This is a genomic window from Streptomyces sp. P9-2 (assembly GCF_051903975.1).
In the GTDB taxonomy this organism is placed as follows: Bacteria; Actinomycetota; Actinomycetes; order Streptomycetales; family Streptomycetaceae; genus Streptomyces; species Streptomyces cellulosae.
Window position 1 is genome coordinate 6187666 of record NZ_CP192633.1, and the last position, 22877, is coordinate 6210542.

Annotated in this window: 18 protein-coding genes and 1 pseudogene; 12 read left to right on the plus strand and 7 right to left on the minus strand. The window is 72.6% G+C overall.

Features of this window, described 5'->3' with window-relative positions; translation table 11 throughout:
• The first annotated feature begins 49 nt into the window (after positions 1–49).
• The 3 genes from ACQY0Z_RS27970 to ACQY0Z_RS27980 all read left to right on the plus strand — a co-directional run bounded on the left by ACQY0Z_RS27970 (position 50) and on the right by ACQY0Z_RS27980 (position 5438).
• Positions 50–1264: an acetyl-CoA C-acetyltransferase gene (locus ACQY0Z_RS27970; RefSeq protein ID WP_254585838.1), complete on the plus strand. Its 1215-nt coding sequence runs from the start codon at positions 50–52 to the stop codon at positions 1262–1264.
• 51 nt (positions 1265–1315) lie between these two features.
• Positions 1316–3496: a 3-hydroxyacyl-CoA dehydrogenase NAD-binding domain-containing protein gene (locus tag ACQY0Z_RS27975; protein ID WP_439813004.1), complete on the plus strand. Its 2181-nt coding sequence runs from the start codon at positions 1316–1318 to the stop codon at positions 3494–3496.
• A 109-nt stretch (positions 3497–3605) separates the two neighbouring features.
• Positions 3606–5438 carry an AMP-dependent synthetase/ligase gene (locus tag ACQY0Z_RS27980; protein WP_439813005.1) on the plus strand — a complete coding sequence of 611 codons (1833 nt, stop codon included), beginning with the start codon at positions 3606–3608 and terminating at the stop codon, positions 5436–5438.
• Between the two features lie 71 nt (positions 5439–5509).
• Here the strand turns inward: ACQY0Z_RS27980 and ACQY0Z_RS27985 are convergent, their stop codons facing one another.
• Positions 5510–6649 carry an acyl-CoA dehydrogenase family protein gene (locus tag ACQY0Z_RS27985; RefSeq protein ID WP_254587735.1) on the minus strand — a complete coding sequence of 380 codons (1140 nt, stop codon included), beginning with the start codon at positions 6647–6649 and terminating at the stop codon, positions 5510–5512.
• Between the two features lie 127 nt (positions 6650–6776).
• On the opposite strand from ACQY0Z_RS27985, the gene ACQY0Z_RS27990 reads away from it, so the two are divergent.
• Entirely contained in the window at positions 6777–7403 is a 627-nt protein-coding gene (locus tag ACQY0Z_RS27990) for a TetR/AcrR family transcriptional regulator (RefSeq protein WP_381729755.1), read from the plus strand.
• 36 nt (positions 7404–7439) lie between these two features.
• On the opposite strand, the pseudogene ACQY0Z_RS27995 reads toward ACQY0Z_RS27990, so the two are convergent.
• Together ACQY0Z_RS27995 and ACQY0Z_RS28000 are read right to left on the minus strand one after the other, a co-directional pair.
• A pseudogene (locus ACQY0Z_RS27995) lies at positions 7440–8974 on the minus strand (aldehyde dehydrogenase family protein).
• Positions 8971–9978: an oxygenase MpaB family protein gene (locus ACQY0Z_RS28000; protein ID WP_381728653.1), complete on the minus strand. Its 1008-nt coding sequence runs from the start codon at positions 9976–9978 to the stop codon at positions 8971–8973. Before ACQY0Z_RS28000 ends, ACQY0Z_RS27995 begins: the two are co-directional and overlap by 4 nt.
• Positions 9979–10184: 206 nt before the next feature.
• Here ACQY0Z_RS28000 and ACQY0Z_RS28005 point away from each other — a divergent pair, with 206 nt between their 5' ends.
• Both ACQY0Z_RS28005 and ACQY0Z_RS28010 read left to right on the plus strand, forming a co-directional pair.
• Positions 10185–11579 (plus strand): DEAD/DEAH box helicase, encoded by a 1395-nt coding sequence (locus ACQY0Z_RS28005; RefSeq protein ID WP_439813006.1) that lies wholly within the window; start codon positions 10185–10187, stop codon positions 11577–11579.
• A gap of 90 nt (positions 11580–11669) precedes the next feature.
• Positions 11670–11909 (plus strand): DUF5302 domain-containing protein, encoded by a 240-nt coding sequence (locus ACQY0Z_RS28010; protein WP_019521526.1) that lies wholly within the window; start codon positions 11670–11672, stop codon positions 11907–11909.
• A 53-nt stretch (positions 11910–11962) separates the two neighbouring features.
• Here the strand turns inward: ACQY0Z_RS28010 and ACQY0Z_RS28015 are convergent, their stop codons facing one another.
• From ACQY0Z_RS28015 to ACQY0Z_RS28030, 4 genes are all read right to left on the minus strand, one after another.
• A complete protein-coding gene (locus ACQY0Z_RS28015; protein WP_189902999.1) occupies positions 11963–12943 on the minus strand; it encodes a DUF2804 domain-containing protein in 981 nt (326 codons plus the stop codon).
• A gap of 35 nt (positions 12944–12978) precedes the next feature.
• On the minus strand, positions 12979–13548 hold the full coding sequence (locus tag ACQY0Z_RS28020) for a DUF6328 family protein (protein WP_189903007.1): 570 nt from the start codon (positions 13546–13548) through the stop codon (positions 12979–12981).
• 113 nt (positions 13549–13661) lie between these two features.
• Complete coding sequence (locus ACQY0Z_RS28025) at positions 13662–15623, minus strand: FAD/NAD(P)-binding protein (RefSeq protein ID WP_439813007.1); 1962 nt, start codon at positions 15621–15623, stop codon at positions 13662–13664.
• A complete protein-coding gene (locus ACQY0Z_RS28030) occupies positions 15620–16636 on the minus strand; it encodes an amino acid ABC transporter permease (RefSeq protein ID WP_439813008.1) in 1017 nt (338 codons plus the stop codon). The genes ACQY0Z_RS28025 and ACQY0Z_RS28030 overlap by 4 nt, the downstream gene beginning before the upstream one ends.
• A 639-nt stretch (positions 16637–17275) precedes the next feature.
• Between ACQY0Z_RS28030 and ACQY0Z_RS28035 the strand changes: the two genes are divergently transcribed.
• From ACQY0Z_RS28035 to ACQY0Z_RS28060, 6 genes are all read left to right on the plus strand, one after another.
• Positions 17276–17821 (plus strand): GNAT family N-acetyltransferase, encoded by a 546-nt coding sequence (locus ACQY0Z_RS28035; RefSeq protein ID WP_439813009.1) that lies wholly within the window; start codon positions 17276–17278, stop codon positions 17819–17821.
• Positions 17818–18762 carry an ABC transporter substrate-binding protein gene (locus ACQY0Z_RS28040; RefSeq protein WP_189903013.1) on the plus strand — a complete coding sequence of 315 codons (945 nt, stop codon included), beginning with the start codon at positions 17818–17820 and terminating at the stop codon, positions 18760–18762. Before ACQY0Z_RS28035 ends, ACQY0Z_RS28040 begins: the two co-directional genes overlap by 4 nt.
• Before the next feature lie 19 nt (positions 18763–18781).
• Positions 18782–19798 carry an amino acid ABC transporter permease gene (locus tag ACQY0Z_RS28045; protein ID WP_189903015.1) on the plus strand — a complete coding sequence of 339 codons (1017 nt, stop codon included), beginning with the start codon at positions 18782–18784 and terminating at the stop codon, positions 19796–19798.
• Positions 19795–20559: an amino acid ABC transporter ATP-binding protein gene (locus tag ACQY0Z_RS28050; protein ID WP_439813010.1), complete on the plus strand. Its 765-nt coding sequence runs from the start codon at positions 19795–19797 to the stop codon at positions 20557–20559. Before ACQY0Z_RS28045 ends, ACQY0Z_RS28050 begins: the two co-directional genes overlap by 4 nt.
• 39 nt (positions 20560–20598) lie before the next feature.
• Positions 20599–21579: an ABC transporter substrate-binding protein gene (locus ACQY0Z_RS28055; RefSeq protein ID WP_439813011.1), complete on the plus strand. Its 981-nt coding sequence runs from the start codon at positions 20599–20601 to the stop codon at positions 21577–21579.
• Between the two features lie 89 nt (positions 21580–21668).
• Complete coding sequence (locus tag ACQY0Z_RS28060; RefSeq protein WP_439813012.1) at positions 21669–22871, plus strand: LLM class flavin-dependent oxidoreductase; 1203 nt, start codon at positions 21669–21671, stop codon at positions 22869–22871.
• Positions 22872–22877: the final 6 nt, after the last annotated feature.

Sequence of the window (22877 nt, forward strand, 5' to 3'; positions counted from 1 at the left end):
GCACCGGCCGGCTCCGCACCCCCTTGAACCGACTGGAAGGGCAACCGAGGTGAGCACCGAAGCGTATGTGTACGACGCGATCCGCACCCCGCGCGGACGCGGCAAGGCGAACGGCGCCCTGCACGGCACCAAACCCGTCGACCTGGTCGTCGGCCTGATCCACGAGATCCGCGCCCGCTTCCCCGGGCTCGACCCGGCGGCGGTGGACGACATCGTCCTCGGCGTGGTCAGTCCGCTGGGCGACCAGGGCGCGGACATCGCCCGTACCGCAGCCGTCCTCGCCGGACTGCCGGACACGGTGGCCGGCGTCCAGGAGAACCGCTTCTGCGCCTCCGGGCTCGAAGCGGTCAACATGGCCGCGATGAAGGTCCGTTCGGGCTGGGAGGACCTCGTCCTCGCGGGCGGGGTGGAGTCCATGTCCCGCGTGCCGATGGGCAGCGACGGCGGCGCCTGGTCGTCCGACCCGCGCACCAACCACGACACCGGCTTCGTGCCGCAGGGCGTCGGCGCCGACCTCATCGCCACCATCGAGGGCTTTTCCCGACATGACGTGGACTCCTACGCGGCGCTCTCCCAGGAGCGGGCGGCCACGGCGTGGAAGGAGGGCCGTTACGACCGCTCCGTGATCCCCGTGCGGGACCGCAGCGGCCTCGTCGTCCTCGACCACGACGAGCACATGCGTCCCGGCACCACCGCCGCGTCGCTGGCGAAGCTCAAGCCGTCGTTCGCGGTCATCGGCGAGCTGGGCGGCTTCGACGCGGTGGCGCTGCAGAGGTACCACTGGGTCGAGAAGATCGAGCACGTCCACCACGCGGGCAACTCCTCCGGCATCGTCGACGGCGCCGCCCTCGTCGCGGTCGGCTCGCGCGAGGCCGGTGAGCGTTACGGCCTCACCCCGCGCGCCCGGATCGTCTCCGGGGCGGTGTCCGGCGCCGACCCCACGATCATGCTGACGGGACCGACGCCGGCCTCCCGCAAGGCGCTCGCCAAGGCCGGGCTGACCGCGGACGACATCGACCTGGTCGAGATCAACGAGGCGTTCGCCGCGGTCGTGCTGCGGTTCGTGAAGGACATGGGCTTCCCGCTGGACAAGGTGAACGTCAACGGCGGCGCCATCGCGCTCGGCCATCCGCTCGGCGCGACCGGCGCGATGATCCTCGGCACCCTCGTCGACGAACTGGAGCGCCAGGACAAGCGCTACGGGCTGGCGACCCTGTGCGTCGGCGGCGGCATGGGCATCGCCACGGTCGTCGAACGCCTCTGAACCCTCTCCCCGGATCACATGGATCACACGGATCACCAGGAGCGCATCCGCATGAGCATCGAGTCCACCACCATCCGCTGGGAGCAGGACGACACCGGCGTCGTCACCCTCGTCCTCGACGACCCCGGCCAGTCGGTGAACACCATGAACGCGGCATTCATCGACTCGCTGGAGGCCGTCACCGCGAGGCTCGCCGAGCAGCGCGACAGCGTGCGCGGCGTGATCGTCGCCTCCGCCAAGAAGAGCTTCTTCGCCGGCGGCGACCTGCACGGCCTGATCTCCGTCACACCCGCCACCGCCGGCGCCTCGTACGTCGCGGGGATGCGCGTCAAGCGGGCGCTGCGCGTCATGGAGACCCTGGGCAAGCCGGTCGTCGCCGCTCTCAACGGCGCGGCCCTCGGCGGCGGTTACGAGATCGCCCTGGCCTGCCACCACCGCGTCGCCCTGGACGCCCCCGGCACCAAGGTCGGCTGCCCCGAGGTCACCCTGGGCCTGCTCCCCGGAGGCGGCGGCGTCACCCGCACGGTGCGCATGTTCGGCGTGACGGAGGCCCTGCGGAAGGTGCTCCTGGAGGGCACCCAGTACGGCGCCGCCCGCGCCCTGGAGAACGGCCTGGTCGACGAGATCGTCTCCGACCCCGACGAACTGCTCAGCCGAGCAAGGGCGTTCATCGACGCCCACCCCGAGTCCGCGCAGCTCTGGGACACCCCCGGCCACCGCATCCCCGGCGGCACCTCGTCCAACCCCAAGCTCGCCGCACAGCTCCCCGCCCTGCCCGCCCTGCTGCGCAAGAAGACCGGCGGCGCCCCGTACCCCGCCCCGCGCAACATCCTCGCGGCGGCGGTGGAGACCGCCCAGGTCGACGTGGACACGGCCTTCGAGATCGAGGCGCGGTACCTGACCGAGCTGGTCACCGGGCAGATCACCAAGAACATGATCCAGGGGTTCTTCTTCGACCTCCAGGCGGTCAACTCCGGCGCGAGGCGACCGAAGGACGTCCCGGCCCGCACGGTCACCAAGGTCGCGGTGATCGGCGCGGGCATGATGGGCGCCGGCATCGCCTACTCCTGCGCCGCCGCCGGCATCGACGTCGTCCTCAAGGACGTCTCCGCCGAGTCGGCCGCCCGCGGCAAGGGCTACTCCGAGAAGCTCCTCGCCAAGGCCGTCGCCCGCGGCCGTACGACGCGGGAGAAGGCGGACGCGCTGCTCGCCCGCATCACCCCGACCGCGGACACCGGCGACCTGGCCGGCTGCGACGCGGTGATCGAGGCCGTCTTCGAGGACACCGCCCTCAAGCACCAGGTGTTCCAGGAGGTCCAGCATGCGGTCGCCCCGGACGCCCTGCTGTGCTCCAACACCTCCACCCTGCCCATCACCGTGCTCGCCAAGGGCGTCGAACGGCCCCGCGACTTCGTCGGCCTGCACTTCTTCTCGCCCGTCGACAAGATGCCGCTGGTCGAGATCGTCAAGGGCGAGAAGACCGGGGCGGAGGCGCTGGCGCGGGCGTTCGACCTGGTCCGGCAGATCCGCAAGACACCGATCGTGGTCAACGACGCGCGCGGCTTCTTCACCTCCCGCGTCATCGGCCGCTTCATCGACGAGGGCGTCGCCATGGTCGGCGAGGGCATCGAACCGGCCTCCGTCGAGCAGGCCGCCGCCCAGGCCGGCTACCCCGCCAAGGTGCTCGGCCTGATGGACGAACTCACCCTCACCCTCCCCCGGAAGATCCGTGAGGAGAACCGCCGCGCGGTCGAGGCCGACGGCGGTACTTGGGAGCCGCACCCCGCGGACGCGGTCGTCGACCGCATGATCGACGAGTTCGGCCGCCCCGGACGGTCCGGCGGCGCCGGCTTCTACGACTACGACGAGCAGGGCAGGCGCGCGGGCCTCTGGCCCGGACTGCGCGAGCACTTCACCGACCCCGCCAAGCAGCCCGCCGACCTGACCGAGCTGAAGGAGCGGATGCTCTTCGTCGAGGCGCTGGACGCGGTCCGCTGCCTGGAGGAAGGCGTCCTGGAGTCGGTGGCCGACGCCAACGTCGGCTCGCTGCTCGGCATCGGCTTCCCGCCGTGGACCGGCGGCGTCCTGCAGTACGTCAACGGCTACGACGGCGGACTGCCCGGCTTCGTCGCCCGCGCCCGGCAGCTCGCGGCCCGGTACGGCGACCGCTTCACGCCGCCCGGGCTGCTGCTGGGCAAGGCCGAGCGCGGCGAGACCTTCACCGACGCCTGAGCACCGTCCGCCCCCTCCCCACCGACACCGGGTACGCCCGCAGGGGCTTCCCCCCACGCCCCGGTCTCCCAGACGTTCTCTCCCCGACCCGCAACGCAAGGAGGCCCCGATGACGTCACCACCTCCCACCGCAGGCGCCCTTCCCGACGACCCCGCCGACCGCACCCTGCCCCAGCTGCTGGCGCACAACGCGCACGCCTACCCCGAACTGCCGGGCCTGTCCTCGCAGTCGGAGGACCCGGACGCCGAGTGGACCACGCTCACCTGGGGCGAGATCCACGAGCACACCCGCACCCTCGCCGCCGGCTACCGGGCCCTCGGCGTCGGCCGCGGCGACCATGTGCTGCTGCTCATGGCCAACCGGCCCGAGCACTGGCTGTCGGACCTGGCGCTGGTCCGCCTCGGCGCGGTCCCGGTCAGCGTCTACGGCACCGCCGCCCCCGAGCAGATCACCCACATCGCCCGCAACTGCCGCGCCCGCCTCGCCGTCGTGGGCGGGGCGGAGCACCTCCCGGTGTGGGAGCCGCTGCTGGCCGACGCCGACACCCCGCTGGAACGGCTGGTGGTGGCCGACGCGGGGGCGGAGGCGACGCACGTGCCGTACGCGTCGCTGCAACAGGCGCCGGTGCCGGACGAGTTCGACAAGGAGCTCGACACCGCCCGGCCCGAGGACCCGCTCACCGTCGTCTACACCTCGGGCACCACCGGAGAGCCCAAGGGCGTGGTCCTCACCCACCGGGTGGTGCTGTCCAACGCGCTCGCCCTGGACGCCGTGGTGGAACTCCCGCCGCACGTCGAGCACATCTGCTACCTGCCGTTCGCGCACATCGCCGAACGCATGCTGGGCATCTACCTGCCCTGTCACCGCGCCTCGCACGTCTATCTGTGCGCCGACCCGACGAAGGTCGGCGAGGTGGTGCGCAAGGTGCGTCCCGCGCAGTTCTTCGGCGTGCCGCGCATCTGGGAGAAGCTGTCCGCCGCCGTGCGGGCCGTGCTCTCGCTGATGCCGGACGACCAACGGGCCGTCATCGACGAGGCGTTCGAGGTGGCCCGTACGCACGTCCGGTACCGCGAGCGCGGCGAGACCCCGCCGCCCGAGCTCGAGGAGCGCTACCGGCGGGTCCGCAAGGAGGTGCTGCTGCCCATGCTGGCGGCCGGCGGTCTGGACCGGGTGACCTGGTCGGCCAGCGCGTCCGCGCCGATGCCGGTCGACGTGGTGAACTTCTGGGCCGGGTTCGGCATCGTCATCATGGACGCCTGGGGGCTGACCGAGACCACCGGGGTCGCCACCAGCAACAGCCCGAAGCTGGGCTTCCGGCTCGGCTCCGTGGGCCGGCCCGTGGAGTCCGTGGAGATCCGCATCGCCGTAGACGGCGAGATCCTGGTGCGCGGCACGTCCGTGTTCGACGGCTACCTCCAGCCGGACGGCTCCGTGGCGTCCGCGCTGGACGCCGACGGCTGGCTCGCCACCGGCGACATCGGCCGTCTCGACGAGGACGGCTATCTGTGGCTCACCGACCGCAAGAAGGAGATGATCATCACCTCGACCGGCAAGAACGTCTCGCCGGCCCTGGTGGAGAACGCCCTCAAGGAACACCCGCTGATCGGTCAGGCGATGGTCCACGGCGACAACCGCTCCTACCTGGTCGCCCTGCTGGTCCTCGACCCGGAGTCCGCGCCCGCCTGGGCCGCCAAGCACGGCATCGACACGGACGGAGGTCTGGCCGAGCTGGTCCGGCACCCCGAGGTGCGGGCGGAGGTGGACCGCGCGGTCGCCGCCGCCAACTCCCGTCTCAACCGCACCGAGCAGGTCAAGCGGTACGAGCTGCTCGCCGAGGAATGGGGCCCGGCGACCGGTGAGCTGACGCCGTCGCTGAAGATGCGGCGCCGCGTCATCCGCGACAAGTACACCGACGCCCTGACCGCGCTCTACCACGACTGACCGCCCTCCACAGGACGAAGGCCGTCCGCCCCTCTGGTCAGGGGACGGGCGGCCTTCTTGTGCGCCCCGGCTCAGAGCCCGTACGTCTTGCCGATGACGTCCCGCTGGATCTCGCTCGTCCCTCCGTACACCGTGGAGACGACCGCGGCCCGCAGGTGGCGCTCCATGTCGAACTCCGTGGTGTAGCCGTAGCCGCCCATCATCTGCATGCCCTCCAGCGTGACCCGCTTGGCGAGTTCGGTGGCCTTCAGCTTGGCCATCGACGCCTCGCGCGGGAACAGCTTCTCCGGGTGCGCGTCGCAGTCCAGGGCCACCTCGCGCACCAGCAGCCGCGTGCACTCGATCTCCGTGGCGAGGTCCGCGACGCGGTGCCGTATCGCCTGGAACGAGCCGACGGGCCGCCCGAACTGCTCCCGCTCACGGACGTAGGCGATCGCGTCGTCGAAGGCGCGGCGGGCCAGCCCCAGCATGTTCGCCGCCAGGAACAGCCGCTCGTGGTTGAGACCGGCCATCAACTGCTTCCAGCCGCCGTTCACCTCGCCCACCACCGAGTCCGCGGGCAGCCGTACGTCCGTCAGACAGACGTCGTTGACCTCCCGGCCGCGCATCGTCTCGATGCCCCGGATCTCCACGCCGGGCGTGCCGGCGGGCAGATGGAACATGGTCAGCCCGCCGTGCTTGTCCTCGCCGGTGCGGGCGACCAGCAGGATGCTCTCGGCGCAGTGCGCGTTGGAGATCCATGTCTTCTGGCCGTCGATCACCCAGCTGCCGTCCCGCTGCTGCCGGGCCCGGCAGCGCAGCGCCCCCACGTCGGAACCGGCCCCCGGCTCCGACATCGCGATCGCCAGCACGTCCCCGCGGACGACACCGGACAGCACCTCCTGCCGCTGCTGCTCCGTGCCGAACCGCTCGTACGCCTTCGCCGTGATCACCGTGGTGATGAAGCCGCCGCACGGCACCATCCCGTACGACGTCTCCTCCAGGAACAGACAGGCGTCGGCCGTGCCGCCGCCCGCGCCGCCGTACTCCTCCGGCAGGCAGATGCCCAGCCAGCCCAGGTCGGCGAGCCGGCGGTACAGCTCCGGATGGTGCGCCTCGCGGCCCCCGTCCGTCAGCGCGTCACGCTGTTCTCGGGTGCCGCACTCGCGCTTGGCGAAGTCGCGTACGGCCGCCGCGAACGCGGCCTGTTCCTCGGTGAGTCGACTGCCCATCAGGTCCTCCGGGGTCCGGTGCCGGTCGGCGGCTCGGTACGGGTGGGGCGCGTTCTGCAGATACAAAGTTATGGTAGTTGTATCAGCGTCTCTGAGGGAGTCGTTCGCCGGTATCGTGAGGAGCACCATGAGAACTGACACGAACGACTCGTGGCTCGCCCGGGCCCTCGCCCTGCCGGAGCCCGAGGACGACACGGCGCGGCGCATCCTCGACGCGGCACTGGAGCAGTTCACCCTCCTCGGCGTGCGCCGCTCCTCCGTGGACGACGTCGCCAAGCGGGCCGGTGTCTCCCGGGTGACCGTCTACCGGCGCTTCCAGACCAAGGACCGCCTGGTCGAGGAGACCCTGCTGCGCGAGCTGAGCCGCTTCTTCGCCCGGCTGGACGCCGCGGTGGCCGGTCTGCCGACCATGAAGGAGCGCGTGATCGAGGGATTCGCCGTCTCCCTGCGCCACACCCGTGCCCACCCCCTGTTCGGCGGCATGCTGCGGCTCGAACCCGAGGTGGTGCTGCCGTACCTGACCGTGCAGGGCGGCTCCTCGCTCGGCGCGACCGTCGAGTACCTGACGGGGCATCTGCGCCGGGCGCAGCAGGTCGAGGGGCGCCCCGACGAGGACCCGCGCCCGGTCGCCGAGCTGATGGTGCGGGTCGCCGTGTCCTTCCTGCTCAACCCGTCCAGCTGCATCGAGATGGAAGACGCGGAGCAGGCGCGGAACTTCGCCCGGCGCTATCTGGCCCCGCTGCTGGACGCCTGACCGCGCCGACGGCGCGGTCAGGCGTCCGCGGGGCGTTCAGCGTCGCCGGTGCAGGGCACGCGCCAGCCGTACCGCGCGCTCACGGGTGGCCGCCGGGACCGAGAAGGAGGTCAGCGCGATCGCCGGGGCGAATCGCTGCACCGTCACCGACTGCACGGAGGTGAACGCCCGCAGCCCCTCCTCGCCGTGGATCCGCCCGAACCCGGAGTCCTGCGAACCGCCGAACGGCAGCGCGGGCACCGCCGCGAACCCCAGCACCGAGTTCACCGACACCGCGCCCGCGCGCAGCCGCGCCGCGATCGCCGCACCGGTGCGCCCGCTGCCGCTGAACACCGCCGCGCCGAGGGCGTAGCGGGAGGCGTTGGCCCGCTCCACGGCCTCGTCCACGCTCCCCACCGCGTTGACGGTCACCACCGGCCCGAACGTCTCCTCCGTCATCGCCGGCGCGTCCTCCGGCACGTCGGTCAGCACCACGGGCGCCACGTACGGCGCGCGCACGGAGTCCGGCCCGCCCAGCAGCGCCCGGCCGCCCGCCGCCACGGCTCCGCTCACATGCCGTTCGACGACGGCGACCTGTCCTGGCAGCGTCATCGGCCCGTATGCGGCGTCCGCGTCGGCGCCCGTGCGCAGCGCCCTGGCCTTCTCCACCACCTTCTCGCACAGCTCCTCGTGCACCTCGCGCACCGCGTAGACGCGCTCCACGCCCGCGCAGGTCTGCCCCGCGTTGCTCAGCGCCCCCACACGATCGCGTCGGCGGCCGCCTCCAGGTCGGCGTCGGCGGTGACGATCACCGCGTCCTTGCCGCCGCACTCGGCGAGGAACGGGGTCAGCGTCTCCGCGCACACCGCCATGACCTTCCGCGCGGTGCCGGGCGACCCCGTGAACGCCACCTTGTCCACCCCGGACCGGGCCAGCGCGTCCCCGGTCGCCGCCGCCCCCGTGACCGTGGTCAGCAGCCCCGCGTGCTCGGGCGCGGCGGCGTCGAACAGCTCCGCCAGCAGCACACCCGTGCCGGGAGTCAGCTCCGAGGGCTTGAACACGACCGCGTTGCCCGCGGCGAGGGCGTATCCGACGGAGCCCATCGGCGTGTAGAGCGGGTAGTTCCAGGGGCCGATCACGCCGATCACACCCAGCGGGCGGTGCACCAGCGAGGCCCGCTGGTGCACCGTGAACAGCCCCGTCCGCACGCCTCTGCGACCCAGCACACGGCGGGCGTTGCGGGCCGCCCACGCCAGGTGCTCCAGCGTCAGCACGACCTCCAGCTCGGCGTCGCCGACCGGCTTCCCGGTCTCCCGCGCGACGGTCCGCGCCACCGTGTCCAGGTTCTCGGCGATCGCCTTCTTCCACCGCAGCAGCAGCTCCCGGCGCCGGGACGCGGGCAGCTCGGCCCACCCCGTCTGCGTGGTCCGGGCCCGCGCCACGACCCGGGCGACGTCCTCGGGCCCGTGCACGGGGTACTCGGCGAGGCGCTCGCCGGTGGCGGGGGAGTGGGTGGTGAAAGTCGCGGCGGACGCCGGCGCGGGGGAAGCGGCGGCGGCGCGCGGCGCGGCGTCCGGGGCGGTCTCGGTCATGGGGTCTCCTTGCGGGGTGCTCGGACGGGGGAGGGTCGCGGGGGCGCGGTATCGGGTGGCTTCTCGTCCGGTGGCTCCTGCTCCCGCGGCTCGTCCGAGCGCCCCGCCTCCGCAGGCCCGGCGCCGGTCGCCTTCTCGTCCCCCAGCGGCTCCAGCGGCCGCGACTGCGCCCAGTGCGGACCCAGATCGTCCAACGTCCAACCGAACGGATACGTGCGGGGCTCAGGCCCGCGGGGGAACCGTTCCGGGCGGGCCGGCAGCAGCCGGATGTACGCCGCCCGCAGCCGCAGCGCCCGGTGCACCACACCCCGTACCCACGCCGGCTGCGGCCGGAACCCCAGTGCCGTCAGCAGCGGTTCGTCCAGCACCGCCAGTGACGCCCTTACCGCGATCCGACGCAGCGGCGCCGGATACCACGCGGCCATGATGCGTAACGTGGCCGCGGCGACCCGGCGGTTGGCGGGGTCGTAGGCGAACGTCTCCCGCTCGTAGTCGTCGTGCAGCCGCTCGAACTCGGCGTACGTGGACGGTACTTGGGCGATGCCCATCATCTCGCCCATCCGCCGCCCCACGAGGGCCAGACTCTCGGTCTCCTGTGCGCACAGCGGACGCCACCCGAAGCGGTCGATCCACCGCTTCGGGCCGACCACCGTGGTGGCCAGCACGTACAGGAAGTCCTCGTTGGCGATCCGGTACCGGCCGTGGATGCGGTTGAGGTGGCGGGCGGCGGCACGGCCGTGCTCCGAGTCCGTCCCGTGGCGCACCATCTCGTACGCGATCAGCACCGTGTCGTCGTACCGCTTCTGCCCCGCGCGCTCGAACTCCTGCGTACGGTCGAGCAGTCGGGAGATGCGCGGGACGCCGTAGTCGCGCAGGAAGGCGACCGACGTGCCGTGCAGGTAGTCGCGAGGGAACTCGTACTGGGTGATCCACCGGTAGATCTGCTCGAAGTCCCGCTGCGGATCCATCTGCCGCATCCGGGCGAGCCGGCCGTAACGGCCCATGCTGATGCCTCCTGTCGGCAACGCGACCCCTGGTGCAACGGTGATACTGAAGCTATTGACTTGTAACACCGACCGTCAAGAGGCCGGGCGGCCCGAGCTGACCCGGTGCACGGACCACCGCCGCCGGTCGGGTCGCGTCCGGTGGGTGATAAGGTGACCCTTTTGCCGGGCCTTCCTCGGCACGTCCCCTGCGGAAGGCTCCCCCCGTGACCCAGCTCCACCCCGAAGCCGCCACGCCCGCCCGAACGCCGGACGGCTCCTCCTTCGCCGCCCTCGGGCTGCCGGAGACCGTGCTGCGCACCCTGGACCGGTTCGGCGTACGGGAACCCTTCCCCATCCAGGCCGCCACGCTCCCCGACGCCCTTCGCGGACGTCACGTCCTGGGACGCGGACGTACCGGCTCCGGCAAGACCCTCGCCTACGGCCTCCCCCTGCTGACCCGCACCGCGGGCCGCCGCGCCGAACCCAAGCAGCCCCTCGCCCTGGTCCTGGTGCCCACCCGCGAGCTGGCCCAGCAGGTCACGCAGGCCCTGGAGCCGTACGCCGGGGCGCTGCGCCTGCGGATGGCGACCGTCGTCGGCGGCCTGTCGATCAGCCGCCAGATCGCCGAGCTCCGCCAGGGCGCCGAGGTGGTCGTCGCCACCCCCGGCCGGCTGCACGACCTCGTCGAGCGCAACGCCTGCCGCCTGGGCCGGGTACGGATCACCGTCCTGGACGAGGCCGACCAGATGTGCGACCTCGGCTTCCTCCCGCAGGTGTCCGGGCTGCTCGCCCAGGTGCGTCCCGACGGGCAGCGCATGCTGTTCTCGGCCACCCTGGACGGCGACGTCGGGCAGCTGGTCCGCGACCACCTCGACGACCCCGTCGTCCACTCCGTCGACCCGGCCGGCGCCGCGGTGGCCGGCATGGAGCACCACCTCCTCGTCGTCCACGGCCCCGACCGCTACGCCGTCACCACGGAGATCGCCGCCCGCGACGGCCGCGTCCTGCTGTTCCTCGAGACGAAGCACGCCGTCGACCGGCTCACCCGCCATCTGCGGGCGAGCGGGGTGCGCGCCGGGGCCCTGCACAGCGGCAAGTCCCAGCCGCAGCGCACCAAGACGCTCGCCCAGTTCAAGGAGGGCGGCCTCACCGTCCTCGTCGCGACCGACGTCGCCGCCCGCGGCCTCCACGTCGACGACCTCGACCTCGTCGTCAACGTCGATCCGCCCGCCGACGCCAAGGACTACGTGCACCGCGCGGGCCGCACCGCCCGCGCCGGCGCGTCCGGCCGCGTGGTCACGCTGGTGGCGTCCGGCGGGCGCCGCGAGACGCTCCGCATGCTGGCCGAGGCCGGCATCAAGGCCACCGTCACCCCGGTCCGCTCCGGCGAGGCGGTACTGACCCGCATCACAGGAGCCAAGGCCCCCTCCGGCGTCCCCCTCGACGGCGGGCCCGCCGCGCCCCGCCCCAAGAACGTCAACGCCCCCTTCCGCGGCCTCGGCACCAGCAAGGGCGCCCCGCGCGGCACCGGCTCCGGCGGCGGAAAGTCGCGCAAGGCCGGCGAGGCACGCAGGCTCGCCGAGGCCCGCCGGGCCGCGCAGGTCCGCCGCGGCGGCTGAGCGGCACCGCGCCGCGATATTCGCTGCCCGCACGGCGCCGGGCGTGACAAGCTGTGCTCGCCCGTCCGTCCCCGAACCCAGGAGGTCACCATGACCGCAGAACCCCCCGCCACGGAAGGTTCGGAGCCGGCCGACGCCGCGACGTCCCCGGTCACACCGGAGGCCGACGGCACCTACGACCTCAAGCGCAAGTTCCGCGAGGCGCTGGCGCGCAAGCGCGGCGCGCAGGCGGAGGCGTCCGAGGCCGCCGGCAACCCGAACGCGTCCAAGGTGCGTGCCACGCACGGACCGGCGACCAGCCAGCGGTCGTTCCGCCGCAAGAGCGGCTGACCCGAGCCGTCCCGCCCTGCCCGTGACGCACGCGCGTCACGGGCAGGACGCGTTCACCACCGGTTACGGGCCTCCTCGGCCCAGCCGGTGAGCCCGTCGAGATCCACCCAGGAGCCGTCGTCGGCGCGGGCGCGCCCCGTGAAGCTCCCGAAACACTGATGGGTGTCGTTGGACACCACCAACAGGCTTGTCCTGGCCGCCCGTACGTGGAAGGGGCGGAACTCCGCCTCCACCCGGGGCCCGGTGATCCGCCACGGCCGCAGCCAGTCCGCACGGTCGTACTCCCAGACGAGGTCGTCACCGATCTTGTGCAGCCGGCCGTCCACGAACAGGGCGTTCTCCGTGGAGCCCGTGCCGTCGGTCCACCGCCCGCCGAACTGGACCGCCCGCCCCGGCGCGCAGCCCGCCGCCCAGTTCCAGGACACGGAGTACGGCCACTCGCCGCGCCCGTGGTCCAGGACGGCGAACGAGTCGGACGCGCCGAACGTGACCTCCCGAGAACCGAGTTGAAGACGGCCGCGCACCGGGCGGCCGAGGTCCTTGAGCGTGTACTGGAACCGGCGCTCGCTCCACGGCACGACCACGCCCAGCGACTCGTGCCCCGGCACCAGGGGCGCCTCGGCCTCCAGCCGGACACCGGGAGCGGCGGCCGTGAGGGTGGTGCCCTCCGCGTGCTGGACGAACGCCACCGTCACCCCGCCGCCCCGCGCGGACGCAGTCCCCTCCCCGCTGCGGTCCGGCATGCGCACGCCGCGCGCCAGCGGCGTCACCGCGTCCTTCGCCAGTTCGCGGCCGGTGGCCCGCTCCAGCACGTACACGCCGTGCGTGCCCGCGTAGTCGAGGGAGGACGCGACCAGGCCGACGATGTGGGTCGGGGTGACGATGCCCCAGTACTCCCAGCGCTTGGCGCGACCCCAGCCGCGCAGGTTCGCCCGGTGCAGCGGCCGCCGCGTCCAGCCGACCGCCGCCGGGTTCAGCCGCCCGTCGGGGAGGCACAGGTCGACGGGCGAGGTGATCTCACGTTCGGCGGTCATCGCGGCTGCGGCCCCTTCACCAAGGCGGATGGCCGTCAGGCCTGCTCGCGTTCCGCCCTGCGGGCGGCCTTGCGCCGCAGCCGCAGCGGCAGCACGTACCAGCACAGCCCGAACCACAGCATGACCGCGCCCACCAGCACCTCGGCGAGCACGCCCGGCACCACGAACCGCAGGATCAGCAGCAGCGTGCAGCCGATGGTGAGCGCCAGCAGTACCATCCCGCACACCATCAGACGTCCGGCCGCCTCCACCACCTCGTCCTTCATCCGCTGCCCGGACAGGAAGCGGTGGATGGACACGGGCGCGATCAGCGACCCGGTGGCGGCGGCGCCGAACACCACGGTCATCACGTAGATGACCTTGTCCGGCGTCTCCAGCTCACGGAACAGCGGGGTGAACGCCACGCTCAGCAGGAAACCGAAGAGGATCTGGACACCTGTCTGCGTGACACGTGTCTCCTGGAGTATCTCGTTCCAGCGGCGGTTCACCCGCTCACGCGCCGGCTCCGGCGGCTCGGCGCCGTGCCGCGCGGCGCCGTCGTCGTGGTGTCCGCAGCAGGCGTGTCCGTTCTCCGTCCGCCCGGCCGGCTGCTCCGTCATCGTCATGGTGTCCTCCCCGGTTCCAGGCGGACCGTTTGCCCCGATCAGGGCCGGTCATGCCGGAGCCAGCACGGACGAGGGCGGACGAGGGCGAACCACGGGCCGCTCCGGGGCGCCCGTCACACGGCGACCGACGCGTGGTCGGCCGTCGGCGACACCTCCGCCAGGGTGCGCAGCAGCGCCCGGGCCACCGCGTCGTTCTGCCGGAAGCCCGGGGAGTCGGTGCGGGGCCGGGCGAACGCGGCGACGGCGCGGCTGTTGGTGGGCGCGCCCAGCGCGATGCGCCGCGGGTGCGGCCCGCCCAGCGACGGGTCGACGAGCCGTCCGTCGGCGGGGGACACGGTGAGGAGTCCCGAGCGGTGGGTGAACGCGGGGTCCGTGACGACCTCCTCGGCGACCGCCCCGGAACGGTGCAGGTCGCGCAGCAAGGGGTCCTCGGTGCGGTCGAGGCTGGGATGCGGCAGGTACGCCTCGATCAGGGCGGTGGCGCGGGTGGTGTGGCCGGGGACGGTGGGGCTGGTCACGGTGAAGGTGCCGGTGGACTCGTCGGCGGCGATCCGTACGTCCGCGCCGAGGAAGCGGACCACGCCCGCCTCGGACAGCGCGAGCAGCTGACGCAGCCGGAAACCGGGCGGGCCCGAGGCGAGGAAGCTGAAGAACCCCTGCCACCATCCGTCGAGCTGCTCGGCCACGGACCGCGCGGTCAGCCGCCCCGACCCCACCAGGCGGGGCAGCTGCCCGTAGAGGGACAGCAGGGCGAGGAACGCCCCGAGGTCGGCGCTGAACCCGGGGTTCTCACGGCGGGCGACATCCTCGGTGACGTAGGTCCGCAGATGGTCCTGGAAGGCGTCCGGTGAGGCGAAGGCCAGTCCGTCCAGCGGCCGGTCCAGCGCCTCGAAGTCCAGCCGGTCCGCCGGGTCCGGCACCGCCGACGCGACCAGCTCCGTCATGTCCGGGTCGTACCAGCCCAGTCGGTCGTAGGCGGCGGCGAAGTCCTCCCAGGGGAGCGTCGTGCGGCCGGGGTGGGCGTGGAACAGCTCGTGGTAGTGGCCGTAGCCGATCTCCTTCGCCATCAGCGGCCACACGTCCCGCCGCAGGTCCAGCGGGCGGTTCTCGGCGAGCAGCGCGTCCACCGCGCCGGGGCCGAAGTAGCGGGGCAGCGCGGGGCGCGGTCCCTGGAGCCGGTAGCGGGTCTTGGAGTGGTACGGCACCCCGCGCCGCGACCCGACGTGCAGCACGGGCTCCCGGCCCGACGGCAGATAGTGGAGGGTGCCGTCGGGGCGGGTGCGGAACCGGCCGCCCCGTCCCTCCGTGAGGAGCGACATCAGGTCGACGAAGGCCAGCCCGAAGCCGCGCACGAGGACGTGCTCGCCGGGCCGCAGCCCGGACAGGTCGGCGTCGGCGGAGAACTCCGGCGGCAGATGGAAGCGGCCGTGCCGGCGGGCGAAGTCGGCGAACGCCCGGTGTTCAGCCGCCGGTTCGGCGCCGATGTGCCCCTGGGCGAGGACCACCAGATCGGCAGTGAGCGGGGTGTCCCGGCCGTCCAGGCGCACCTCCTGCGGGCCGTCGGGGGGACCGGTTACCGAGGTCGCCGTGGTGCGGTGCCACTCGACGGTGACCGACGCCGGCAGCTCGGTCAGCACCCGGCGGAACACCCAGTCCAGGTAGGCGCTCTGGGCACGGCGGGTCGGGAAGTCGGCGGGGTCCAGCGCGCGCAGCTCGGCGAGCACCTCCGGGTCGGCGGGCTCGGCGTACGGGGCGTGGCGCGGGCCCCGGCCGGAGAACTGGGCCGCCCACTCGGCCAGCGAAGGTCCCGGCCGCACCGGGCCCTCGATGGTGGACGACTCGTCGGTGAACATCGTGACGTCCTCCGCCATCGAGTTCATCCGCAGCAGCCCCGACTGCTCGTGCCGCCATATCCGCCCCGGTCCCGGCGGATGCGGATCGATCAGCTGGATGTGCAACGCCCTTGTGCCGTCCCAGAGTTCGGGTGCGTTGGCGGCGATGCGCTCCAGCAGACCGGTGGCGCGCGGTCCCGCGCCGACGACGGCCAGCACCGCGGGCGCGGAAGGGCCGCTCACCGGTCACCGCCGATCGCCGGACGGGCGTCGGCCGCGGTCGCCCTGCGCAGCCACAGCCGCAGCGCGGTCAGCTGGAAACGTAGCCGTTGCAGCGGAGTCGGCGGCAGCGAACGGGAGTTGCCGCGCGCGTAGTACCGCTCGACGTAGAACTGGGCGATGCTCAGCGCCGTGGTGACAGCGATGTACCACAGGGTGGCGACCATCAGCAGCGGGATGATCTGGTACGTCTGGTTGTAGATCAGCTGCACCGAGTACAGCAGGTCGTGCACGGCCAGCACGCTGACGATGCTCGTGCCCTTCAGGGTGCCGATCAGCATGTTGCCCGCGGTGGGCACGATGGAGCGCATCGCCTGCGGCACGACGATCCGGCGCAGCGTACGGCGCCGGCTCAGCCCGAGCGCCTGCGCCGCCTCGGTCTGTCCGGAGTCCACCGAGAGGATGCCGCCGCGCACCACCTCGGCCGCGTACGCGCTCTCGTGCAGGGTCAGCCCGATCACCGCGGTCAGCGTCGGCCCGAGCAGGTTGACCGTCTGCACGGTGACGAACTGCGGGCCGAACGGGACGCCGAGGCCGAGCGTCGGGTACAGCGCGCCGATGTTGAACCAGAACAGCAGCTGCACCAGCAGCGGCGTGGACCGGAAGATCCAGATGTAGCCCCAGCTGAGCGTGCGCAGCACCGGGTTGCCGGACAGCCGCATGACCGCCAGCACGGTGCCGATTAGGAATTCCAGAACCATCACCACGGCGGTCAGCCACAGCGACAGCAGCAGTCCGTCCAGCACGGCGGAGGTGGTGAAGTACTGCCCCACCACGCTCCATTGGAAGGCGTCGTTGCGGACGACCGAGTTGAGGACCATCGCGAACAGCAGCAGGGCGAGACCGGCGCTGATCCAGCGGCCGACGTTCCGGCGCGGCACGATCCGCGGCACGTCCGTGTCGGGGGCGGCGGTCTCCGGCTGTTTTCTCGGCGGGACCGCGGCAGGGGCCGGCGTGACGCCGGGAGGCATGACCATCGAAGGACTCTCCGGGGGAGGGGCGCAGACGTGGATGACCGCCCGGCTGCAACCCGTGGCCCACGGCGCGGCAGTGGCTGCCCGCGCGGGCACGGTGCGCCGGGGTCCGGCGTCGTCACATGCGCCGCGTCCCTCAACGCGGCCGGAGCGGACACCCGTTCCCACGGGCGGCGCGTCCGTCGCCGATCGTAAGCGCCTGTGGCCACGCCGTGTCAACAGCGCGTCCCGAAGGCCGGTGGCCCGTGCGTCCCGAAGCGCCGGGCCGGCGTCCCGGCATCCGAGCGACGCTTGACGTGCGGCGCGATGTACTGCTCAATATGTCGCATGAATGCCCAGCAGCGCTTGGTGACGCGCGACCACATCGACTTCGGTCGAGTGTGGTCCGCCGCGTGTTGCGCCTGACTCGGCAGCGGGCCGTCCGACCGGCCCTTCCCTCCCTCGGTGACCCCGTCGCGGGCCGAGTTCTTCTCCCACGCGCGCTGCCGCACCCCTGAATCTCCCGACGTCCGGCGTCGTCACGCATCCCTTCACCCGTCCGTCCGACGGTTCGTCATCTCCGGTCGCAGCCCACCCGTGGTCCAGCCATGCGTGCGTGTGCGGTCCGGGACGCCCCGAGAGGCCACGCCCATTTTCACCCAAGTGACGCCTGAAGAAGTCGAGTTCACCTTCGTCGAAGTGCCGGTGTCCGACCCCCGGGTGCGCCCGCTGCTCCGGGAACTCGGCGACGAGTACTCCTCCCGCTACGGCCGCGACGCCCACGCCGAGCTGTCCCGCTACCCCGACGAGGAGTTCACCGCCCCGCACGGCGGCGCCCTGCTGCTGCTCCTGGAGCGGGGCGAGCCGGTCGCCGGCGGCGCCTTCCGCCGCTACGACGCGCACACCGCCGAGTTCAAGCGCATCTGGACGCACTCCGCGCACCGCCGGCGCGGCCTCGCCCGCCGCGTCGTCGGCGAGTTGGAGCGCGTCGCCCACGCCCGCGGCTACCGGCGCGTCCACCTCACCACCGGACCGCGCCAGCCCGAGGCCCGCGGCCTCTACCTGGCCACCGGCTACACGCCCCTGTTCGACACGGACGCCGACCCGGAAACCATCGGCCCGCTGCCCTTCGAGAAACACCTCGCCCGCCCGGCCCGCCCCGAACGCGCCGCGACCCCGCCGCACACCCGAAAGGCCTCCCGCCCGTGAAGCTCAGAACCCGACTCCCCCGCGCCGCCGCACTAGCCCTGCTCCCGCTGCTGGCCCTCACCGCCTGCGGCTCGGGCGACACCGACGGCACGGCCCCGGCGGGAGCCCAGGCCGCTCCGAAGGACGACCCCGTCGCCGACGTCCGCGAGGTCGACGCGATCGCCGCCCTGCTGCCCGCCGACGTCCGCAAGGCCGGCACGCTCCGCGTCGGCAGCTCGGTCGGCTTCCCGCCCGGCGCCTACTACCCCAACGGCACCGACAAGGACCCCGAGGGCCAGGACATCGACATCGCCGACGCCGTCGCCAAGGTGCTCGGCATCGAGCTCCAGCGGCAGGACGCCTCCTTCGAGACGATCCTGCCCGCCCTCGGCAGCGGCAAGTACGACGTCGGCACCGGCAACTTCGGCGTCACCGCGGAACGCCTCAAGACCATCGACTTCGTCACCTACATCAACGACGGCCAGGGCTTCGCCGTCCGCAAGGGCGACACCGAGCTCGGCAAGAAGAAGATCACCGACCTGGTCCAGCTGTGCGGCCTGACCATCGGCACCGGCGCCGGCACCACCTTCGAGGCCACCCTCACCGCCGAGAAGGGCGTCTGCGCCAAGGCCGGCAAGAAGCCGTACGACGTGAAGGTCTACGCCGAGAACGGCGCCACCCTCACCGCGCTCCAGCAGGGCCGCATCGACGTCATCATGTCGACCATCAACGGCCTGCGCCACCAGGCCTCGCAGCCCGCCTCGCAGACCGAGTTCCTCGGCGAGTTCCACCGCCTCGACGTCGGCTTCGCCTTCAAGAAGGGCTCCCCGCTCACCAAGGCGTTCCAGGCCGCCGTCAACGAACTGATCAAGAACGGCACGTACACCCGGATCCTCGAGAAGTGGGGCACCACCGCCTCGGCGATCGACGCCTCCGAGATCAACCCGCGCGAACACCTCTGAGCCGAGCAGGAACCACGCCATGGCATCCACCACCGACACCGCGCCACCCGGCCCGGCCGCCCCCGGCGCCCCGGCCCCGCCCCTGCCGGACGACCCGGCGGGCCTGAAGGTCGTCCCCGCCCGCCACTACGCCCGCTGGGTCGCGGCCGTCGCCGTGGTCGTGCTGGTCGCCCAGTTCACCCACGGCCTGGCCACCAACCCCGTCTGGGAATGGGACGTCTTCCGGGACTACGTGCTGTCCGAGACGATCGTCCAGGCGGTGTGGGTGACGCTCCAGCTCACCGCCTACGCCACCGTCCTCGGCTTCCTGCTGGGCACCGTCCTCGCCTTCATGCGGCTGTCCCGGAGCCCCGTGCTGCAGACCGTCGCCTGGACCTACATCTGGATCTTCCGGTCCATCCCGATGATCGTGCAGCTGGTGTTCTGGTTCAACCTGAGCGCCCTCTACGACCGGCTCGGCTTCGGCATCCCCTTCGGCCCGGTGTTCTGGTCCGTCGACAGCAACAGCATCATCGGCACCATCGGCGCCGCCGTCATCGGCCTGACCCTCCACCAGGCCGCCTACGCCGCCGAGATCGTGCGCGGCGGCGTCCTCGCCGTCGACGAGGGCCAGTTGGAGGCCGCCGCCGCGCTCGGCATCCCCCGGCTGCGGCAGATCCGGCGCATCGTCCTCCCGCAGGCCATGCGCGCCATCCTGCCCACCGCCGGCAACGAGATCATCGGGCTGCTCAAGGGCACCTCGGTGGTCTACGTGATGTCCATCGGCGAGCTCTTCTACCAGGTGCAGGTCATCTACGGCCGCAACGGCCGGGTGATCCCCCTGCTGCTGGTCGCCACCGCCTGGTACGTCGTCCTGACCTCCCTGCTGTCGGTCGTCCAGTACTACGTGGAACGCCGCTACGCCCGCGGCGCCGACCGCACCCCGCCGCCCACCCCGCTGCAGCGCGCCCGCCGCTTCGTCCGCACCCTGCGCACGGCCGCGGCGCAGCGCAACCGGCCCGTCGTACCGTTCAAGCCCCTGGGAGACATCCGATGAGCGACGTCATGGTGGACGTGCGCGGCGTCCACAAGAGCTTCGGCCCGCTGGAGGTGCTGCGCGGCGTCGACCTGAGGGTCCGGGCCGGCGAGGTCACCGTCGTCCTCGGCCCGTCCGGCTCCGGCAAGTCCACGCTGCTGCGCACCATCAACCACCTGGAGAAGGTCAACCGGGGCTGGATCAGCATCGACGGCGAGCTCATCGGCTACCGCCGCTCCGGCAACCGGCTGCACGAACTGAAGGAGAAGGACGTACTGAAGCAGCGGACCCACATCGGGTTCGTCTTCCAGAACTTCAACCTCTTCCCGCACCTCACCGTGCTCGACAACCTCGTCGAGGCGCCCGTCGCCGCCCTGCGCCGCCCGCGCAAGGAGGCCGTGGGGACGGCCCGGCGGCTGCTCGCCCGCGTCGGTCTCGCCGACAAGGCCGACGCCTACCCGCGGCAGCTCTCCGGCGGACAGCAGCAGCGCGTCGCCATCGCCCGCGCACTCGCCTTCGAACCGAAGGTGCTGCTGTTCGACGAGCCCACCTCGGCCCTCGACCCGGAACTCGTGGGCGAGGTCCTCGACGTCATCAAGGACCTGGCCCGCACCGGCACCACCATGATCGTCGTGACCCACGAGATCGGCTTCGCCCGCGAGGTCGCCGACACCGTGGTGTTCATGGACGGCGGAGTCGTCGTGGAGCAGGGGCCGCCCTCGGCCGTCCTGGACAAGCCGCAGCACGAGCGCACCCGCGCCTTCCTCTCCAAGGTCCTCTGACCGCCCCGCCCGTCCCTCTCGCACGCAAGGAGCACCCCTGTGTCCCCCTCCACCCTCCGCCGCACCGCCGCCGTGCTCGCCCTGACCTCCGCCCTCGCCCTCGCCGGCTGCGGCAACCCCGACGACGGAGGCACCACCGAGGTCGACTCGGGCAACGGCGGCAAGACCAAGATCAACCTGACCGCCGACCAGGACCGCGTCCGCACCGACAAGGTCGACGCCATCGCCGCCAAGGTCCCGGCGGAGGTACGCAGGAGAGGCACGCTGGAGGTGGTGAACTCCTCCGGCTCCGCCGCGCCGCTCACCTTCGTGGCCACCGACAACAAGACCGTCATCGGCGTCGAACCCGACATCGCCTCCCTGGTCGCCGACGTCCTCGGCCTGGAGCTGCGGCTCAACCCCGTCTCCTGGGAGAACATCTTCGTCGGCATCGACAGCGGCAAGTACGACGCCGGCTTCAGCAACATCACCGTCACCGAAGAACGCAAGGAGAAGTACGACTTCGCCACCTACCGCGAGGACAATCTCGGCTTCGAGGCGAAGAAGGGCAGCGGACTGAAGGTCGACGGACCCGAGGACGTGGCCGGCCTCACCGTCGCGGTCAGCAGCGGCACCAACCAGGAGAAGCTGCTCATCGAGTGGAGCAAGGACAACGAGCGGGCCGGCCGCGAACCGGTGGACATCAAGTACTACCAGAACGACAGCGACACCTACCTCGCCCTCCAGTCCGGCCGCATCGACGTCTACCTCGGCCCCAACCCCACCGCCGCCTACCACGCCGCGACCACCGGCAGGACCGAGGTCGTCGGGACCTACTCCGGCGCCGGCGCCGACCTCCAGGGCCTCATCGCCGCCGCCACCAAGAAGGACAGCGGACTGGTCGAGCCCCTCGCCGAGGCGATCGACCACGTCATCGAGAACGGCACCTACGCCAAGGTCCTGAAGCGCTGGGGCCTGTCCGACGAGGCCGTCACCACGTCCGAGATCAACCCGCCCGGTCTGCCCAGGACCGCGAGCTGACCACCGGACCCCGGCGCGGGGACGGCGCTCCCCGCCGTCCCCGCGCCCCCGACCCCGCCACCGCCACGGACTTCCTGGAAGGCACCGACATGTCCCCGACACCCGCATCACCCCTGCACCTCGCCGTCGCCCTGGAGGGCACCGGCTGGCACCCTGCCTCCTGGCGGGAACCGGTGTCCCGCCCCCGCGAGCTGTTCACCGCCCGCTACTGGGCCGACCTGGTCGCCGAGGCCGAACACGGCCTGCTCGACTTCGTCACCCTGGAGGACGGCCTCGGCCCCCAGACCTCCCGCTTCCTCGAACCCGACGACCGCACCGACCAGGTGCGCGGCCGCCTCGACGCCGTCCTCACCGCCGCCCGGATCGCCCCCCTGACCCGGCACATCGGCCTCGTCCCGACCGCCGTGGTCACCCACACCGAGCCGTTCCACCTCTCCAAGGCGATCGCCACCCTCGACCACGTCAGCACCGGCCGGGCCGGCGTCCGCGTGCAGATCACCGCCCGCCCCGACGAGGCCGCCCACTTCGGCCGCCGTACCGTCCCCCGGATCGACTCCTGGGAGGACCCGGCCGTCCGGTACCGGGTCACCGAACTGTTCGACGAGGCCGCCGACTACGTCGAGGTGCTGCGTCGGCTCTGGGACAGCTGGGAGGACGACGCCGAGATCCGCGACGTCGCCACCGGACGCTTCATCGACCGGGACAAGCTGCACCACATCCACTTCGAGGGACGGCACTTCAGCGTCAAGGGCCCCTCCATCACCCCCCGCCCGCCGCAGGGCCAGCCCCTGGTCAGCGCGCTCGCCCACGACACGGTCCCCTACCGCCTGGTGGCCCGCTCCGCCGACGTCGGCTACGTCACCCCGCACGACGCCGGCCAGGCCCGGGACATCGTCGCCACCGTCCGGGAGGAGCAGGAGGCCGCCGGACGCGCCGCGGAACCCCTGCACGTCTTCGGCGACCTCACCGTCTTCCTCGACGACGACCCGGCCGAGGCCGCCGCCCGCCGCGCCCGCCTGGACGACCTCGCCGGGGAGCCGTACACGCCCGACGCCCGCGTCTTCACCGGCACCCCCGCCCAACTCGCGGACCTCCTGCTGGAGTTCCAGGCGGCCGGGCTCACCGGGTTCCGGCTGCGGCCCGCCGTCCACGGCCACGACCTCCCGGCGATCACCCGCGGCCTCGTCCCCGAACTCCAGCGCCGCGGCGCCTTCCGCCGCGCCTACGAGGCCGGCACCCTGCGCGGCCTGCTGGGTCTGCCCCGGCCCGCCAACCGCTACACCACCGCCTGAGCCGGA

Coding starts and splice junctions, on each gene's coding strand:
- ACQY0Z_RS28030 (WP_439813008.1), bottom strand. CDS start 16,636: ATGGTCATGCCTCCCGGCGTCACGCCGGCCCCTGCCGCGGTCCCGCCG.
- ACQY0Z_RS28060 (WP_439813012.1), top strand. CDS start 21,669: ATGTCCCCGACACCCGCATCACCCCTGCACCTCGCCGTCGCCCTGGAG.
- ACQY0Z_RS27990 (WP_381729755.1), top strand. CDS start 6,777: ATGAGAACTGACACGAACGACTCGTGGCTCGCCCGGGCCCTCGCCCTG.
- ACQY0Z_RS28010 (WP_019521526.1), top strand. CDS start 11,670: ATGACCGCAGAACCCCCCGCCACGGAAGGTTCGGAGCCGGCCGACGCC.
- ACQY0Z_RS27975 (WP_439813004.1), top strand. CDS start 1,316: ATGAGCATCGAGTCCACCACCATCCGCTGGGAGCAGGACGACACCGGC.
- ACQY0Z_RS28045 (WP_189903015.1), top strand. CDS start 18,782: ATGGCATCCACCACCGACACCGCGCCACCCGGCCCGGCCGCCCCCGGC.
- ACQY0Z_RS28050 (WP_439813010.1), top strand. CDS start 19,795: ATGAGCGACGTCATGGTGGACGTGCGCGGCGTCCACAAGAGCTTCGGC.
- ACQY0Z_RS27985 (WP_254587735.1), bottom strand. CDS start 6,649: ATGGGCAGTCGACTCACCGAGGAACAGGCCGCGTTCGCGGCGGCCGTA.
- ACQY0Z_RS28020 (WP_189903007.1), bottom strand. CDS start 13,548: ATGACGATGACGGAGCAGCCGGCCGGGCGGACGGAGAACGGACACGCC.
- ACQY0Z_RS28000 (WP_381728653.1), bottom strand. CDS start 9,978: ATGGGCCGTTACGGCCGGCTCGCCCGGATGCGGCAGATGGATCCGCAG.
- ACQY0Z_RS27980 (WP_439813005.1), top strand. CDS start 3,606: ATGACGTCACCACCTCCCACCGCAGGCGCCCTTCCCGACGACCCCGCC.
- ACQY0Z_RS28015 (WP_189902999.1), bottom strand. CDS start 12,943: ATGACCGCCGAACGTGAGATCACCTCGCCCGTCGACCTGTGCCTCCCC.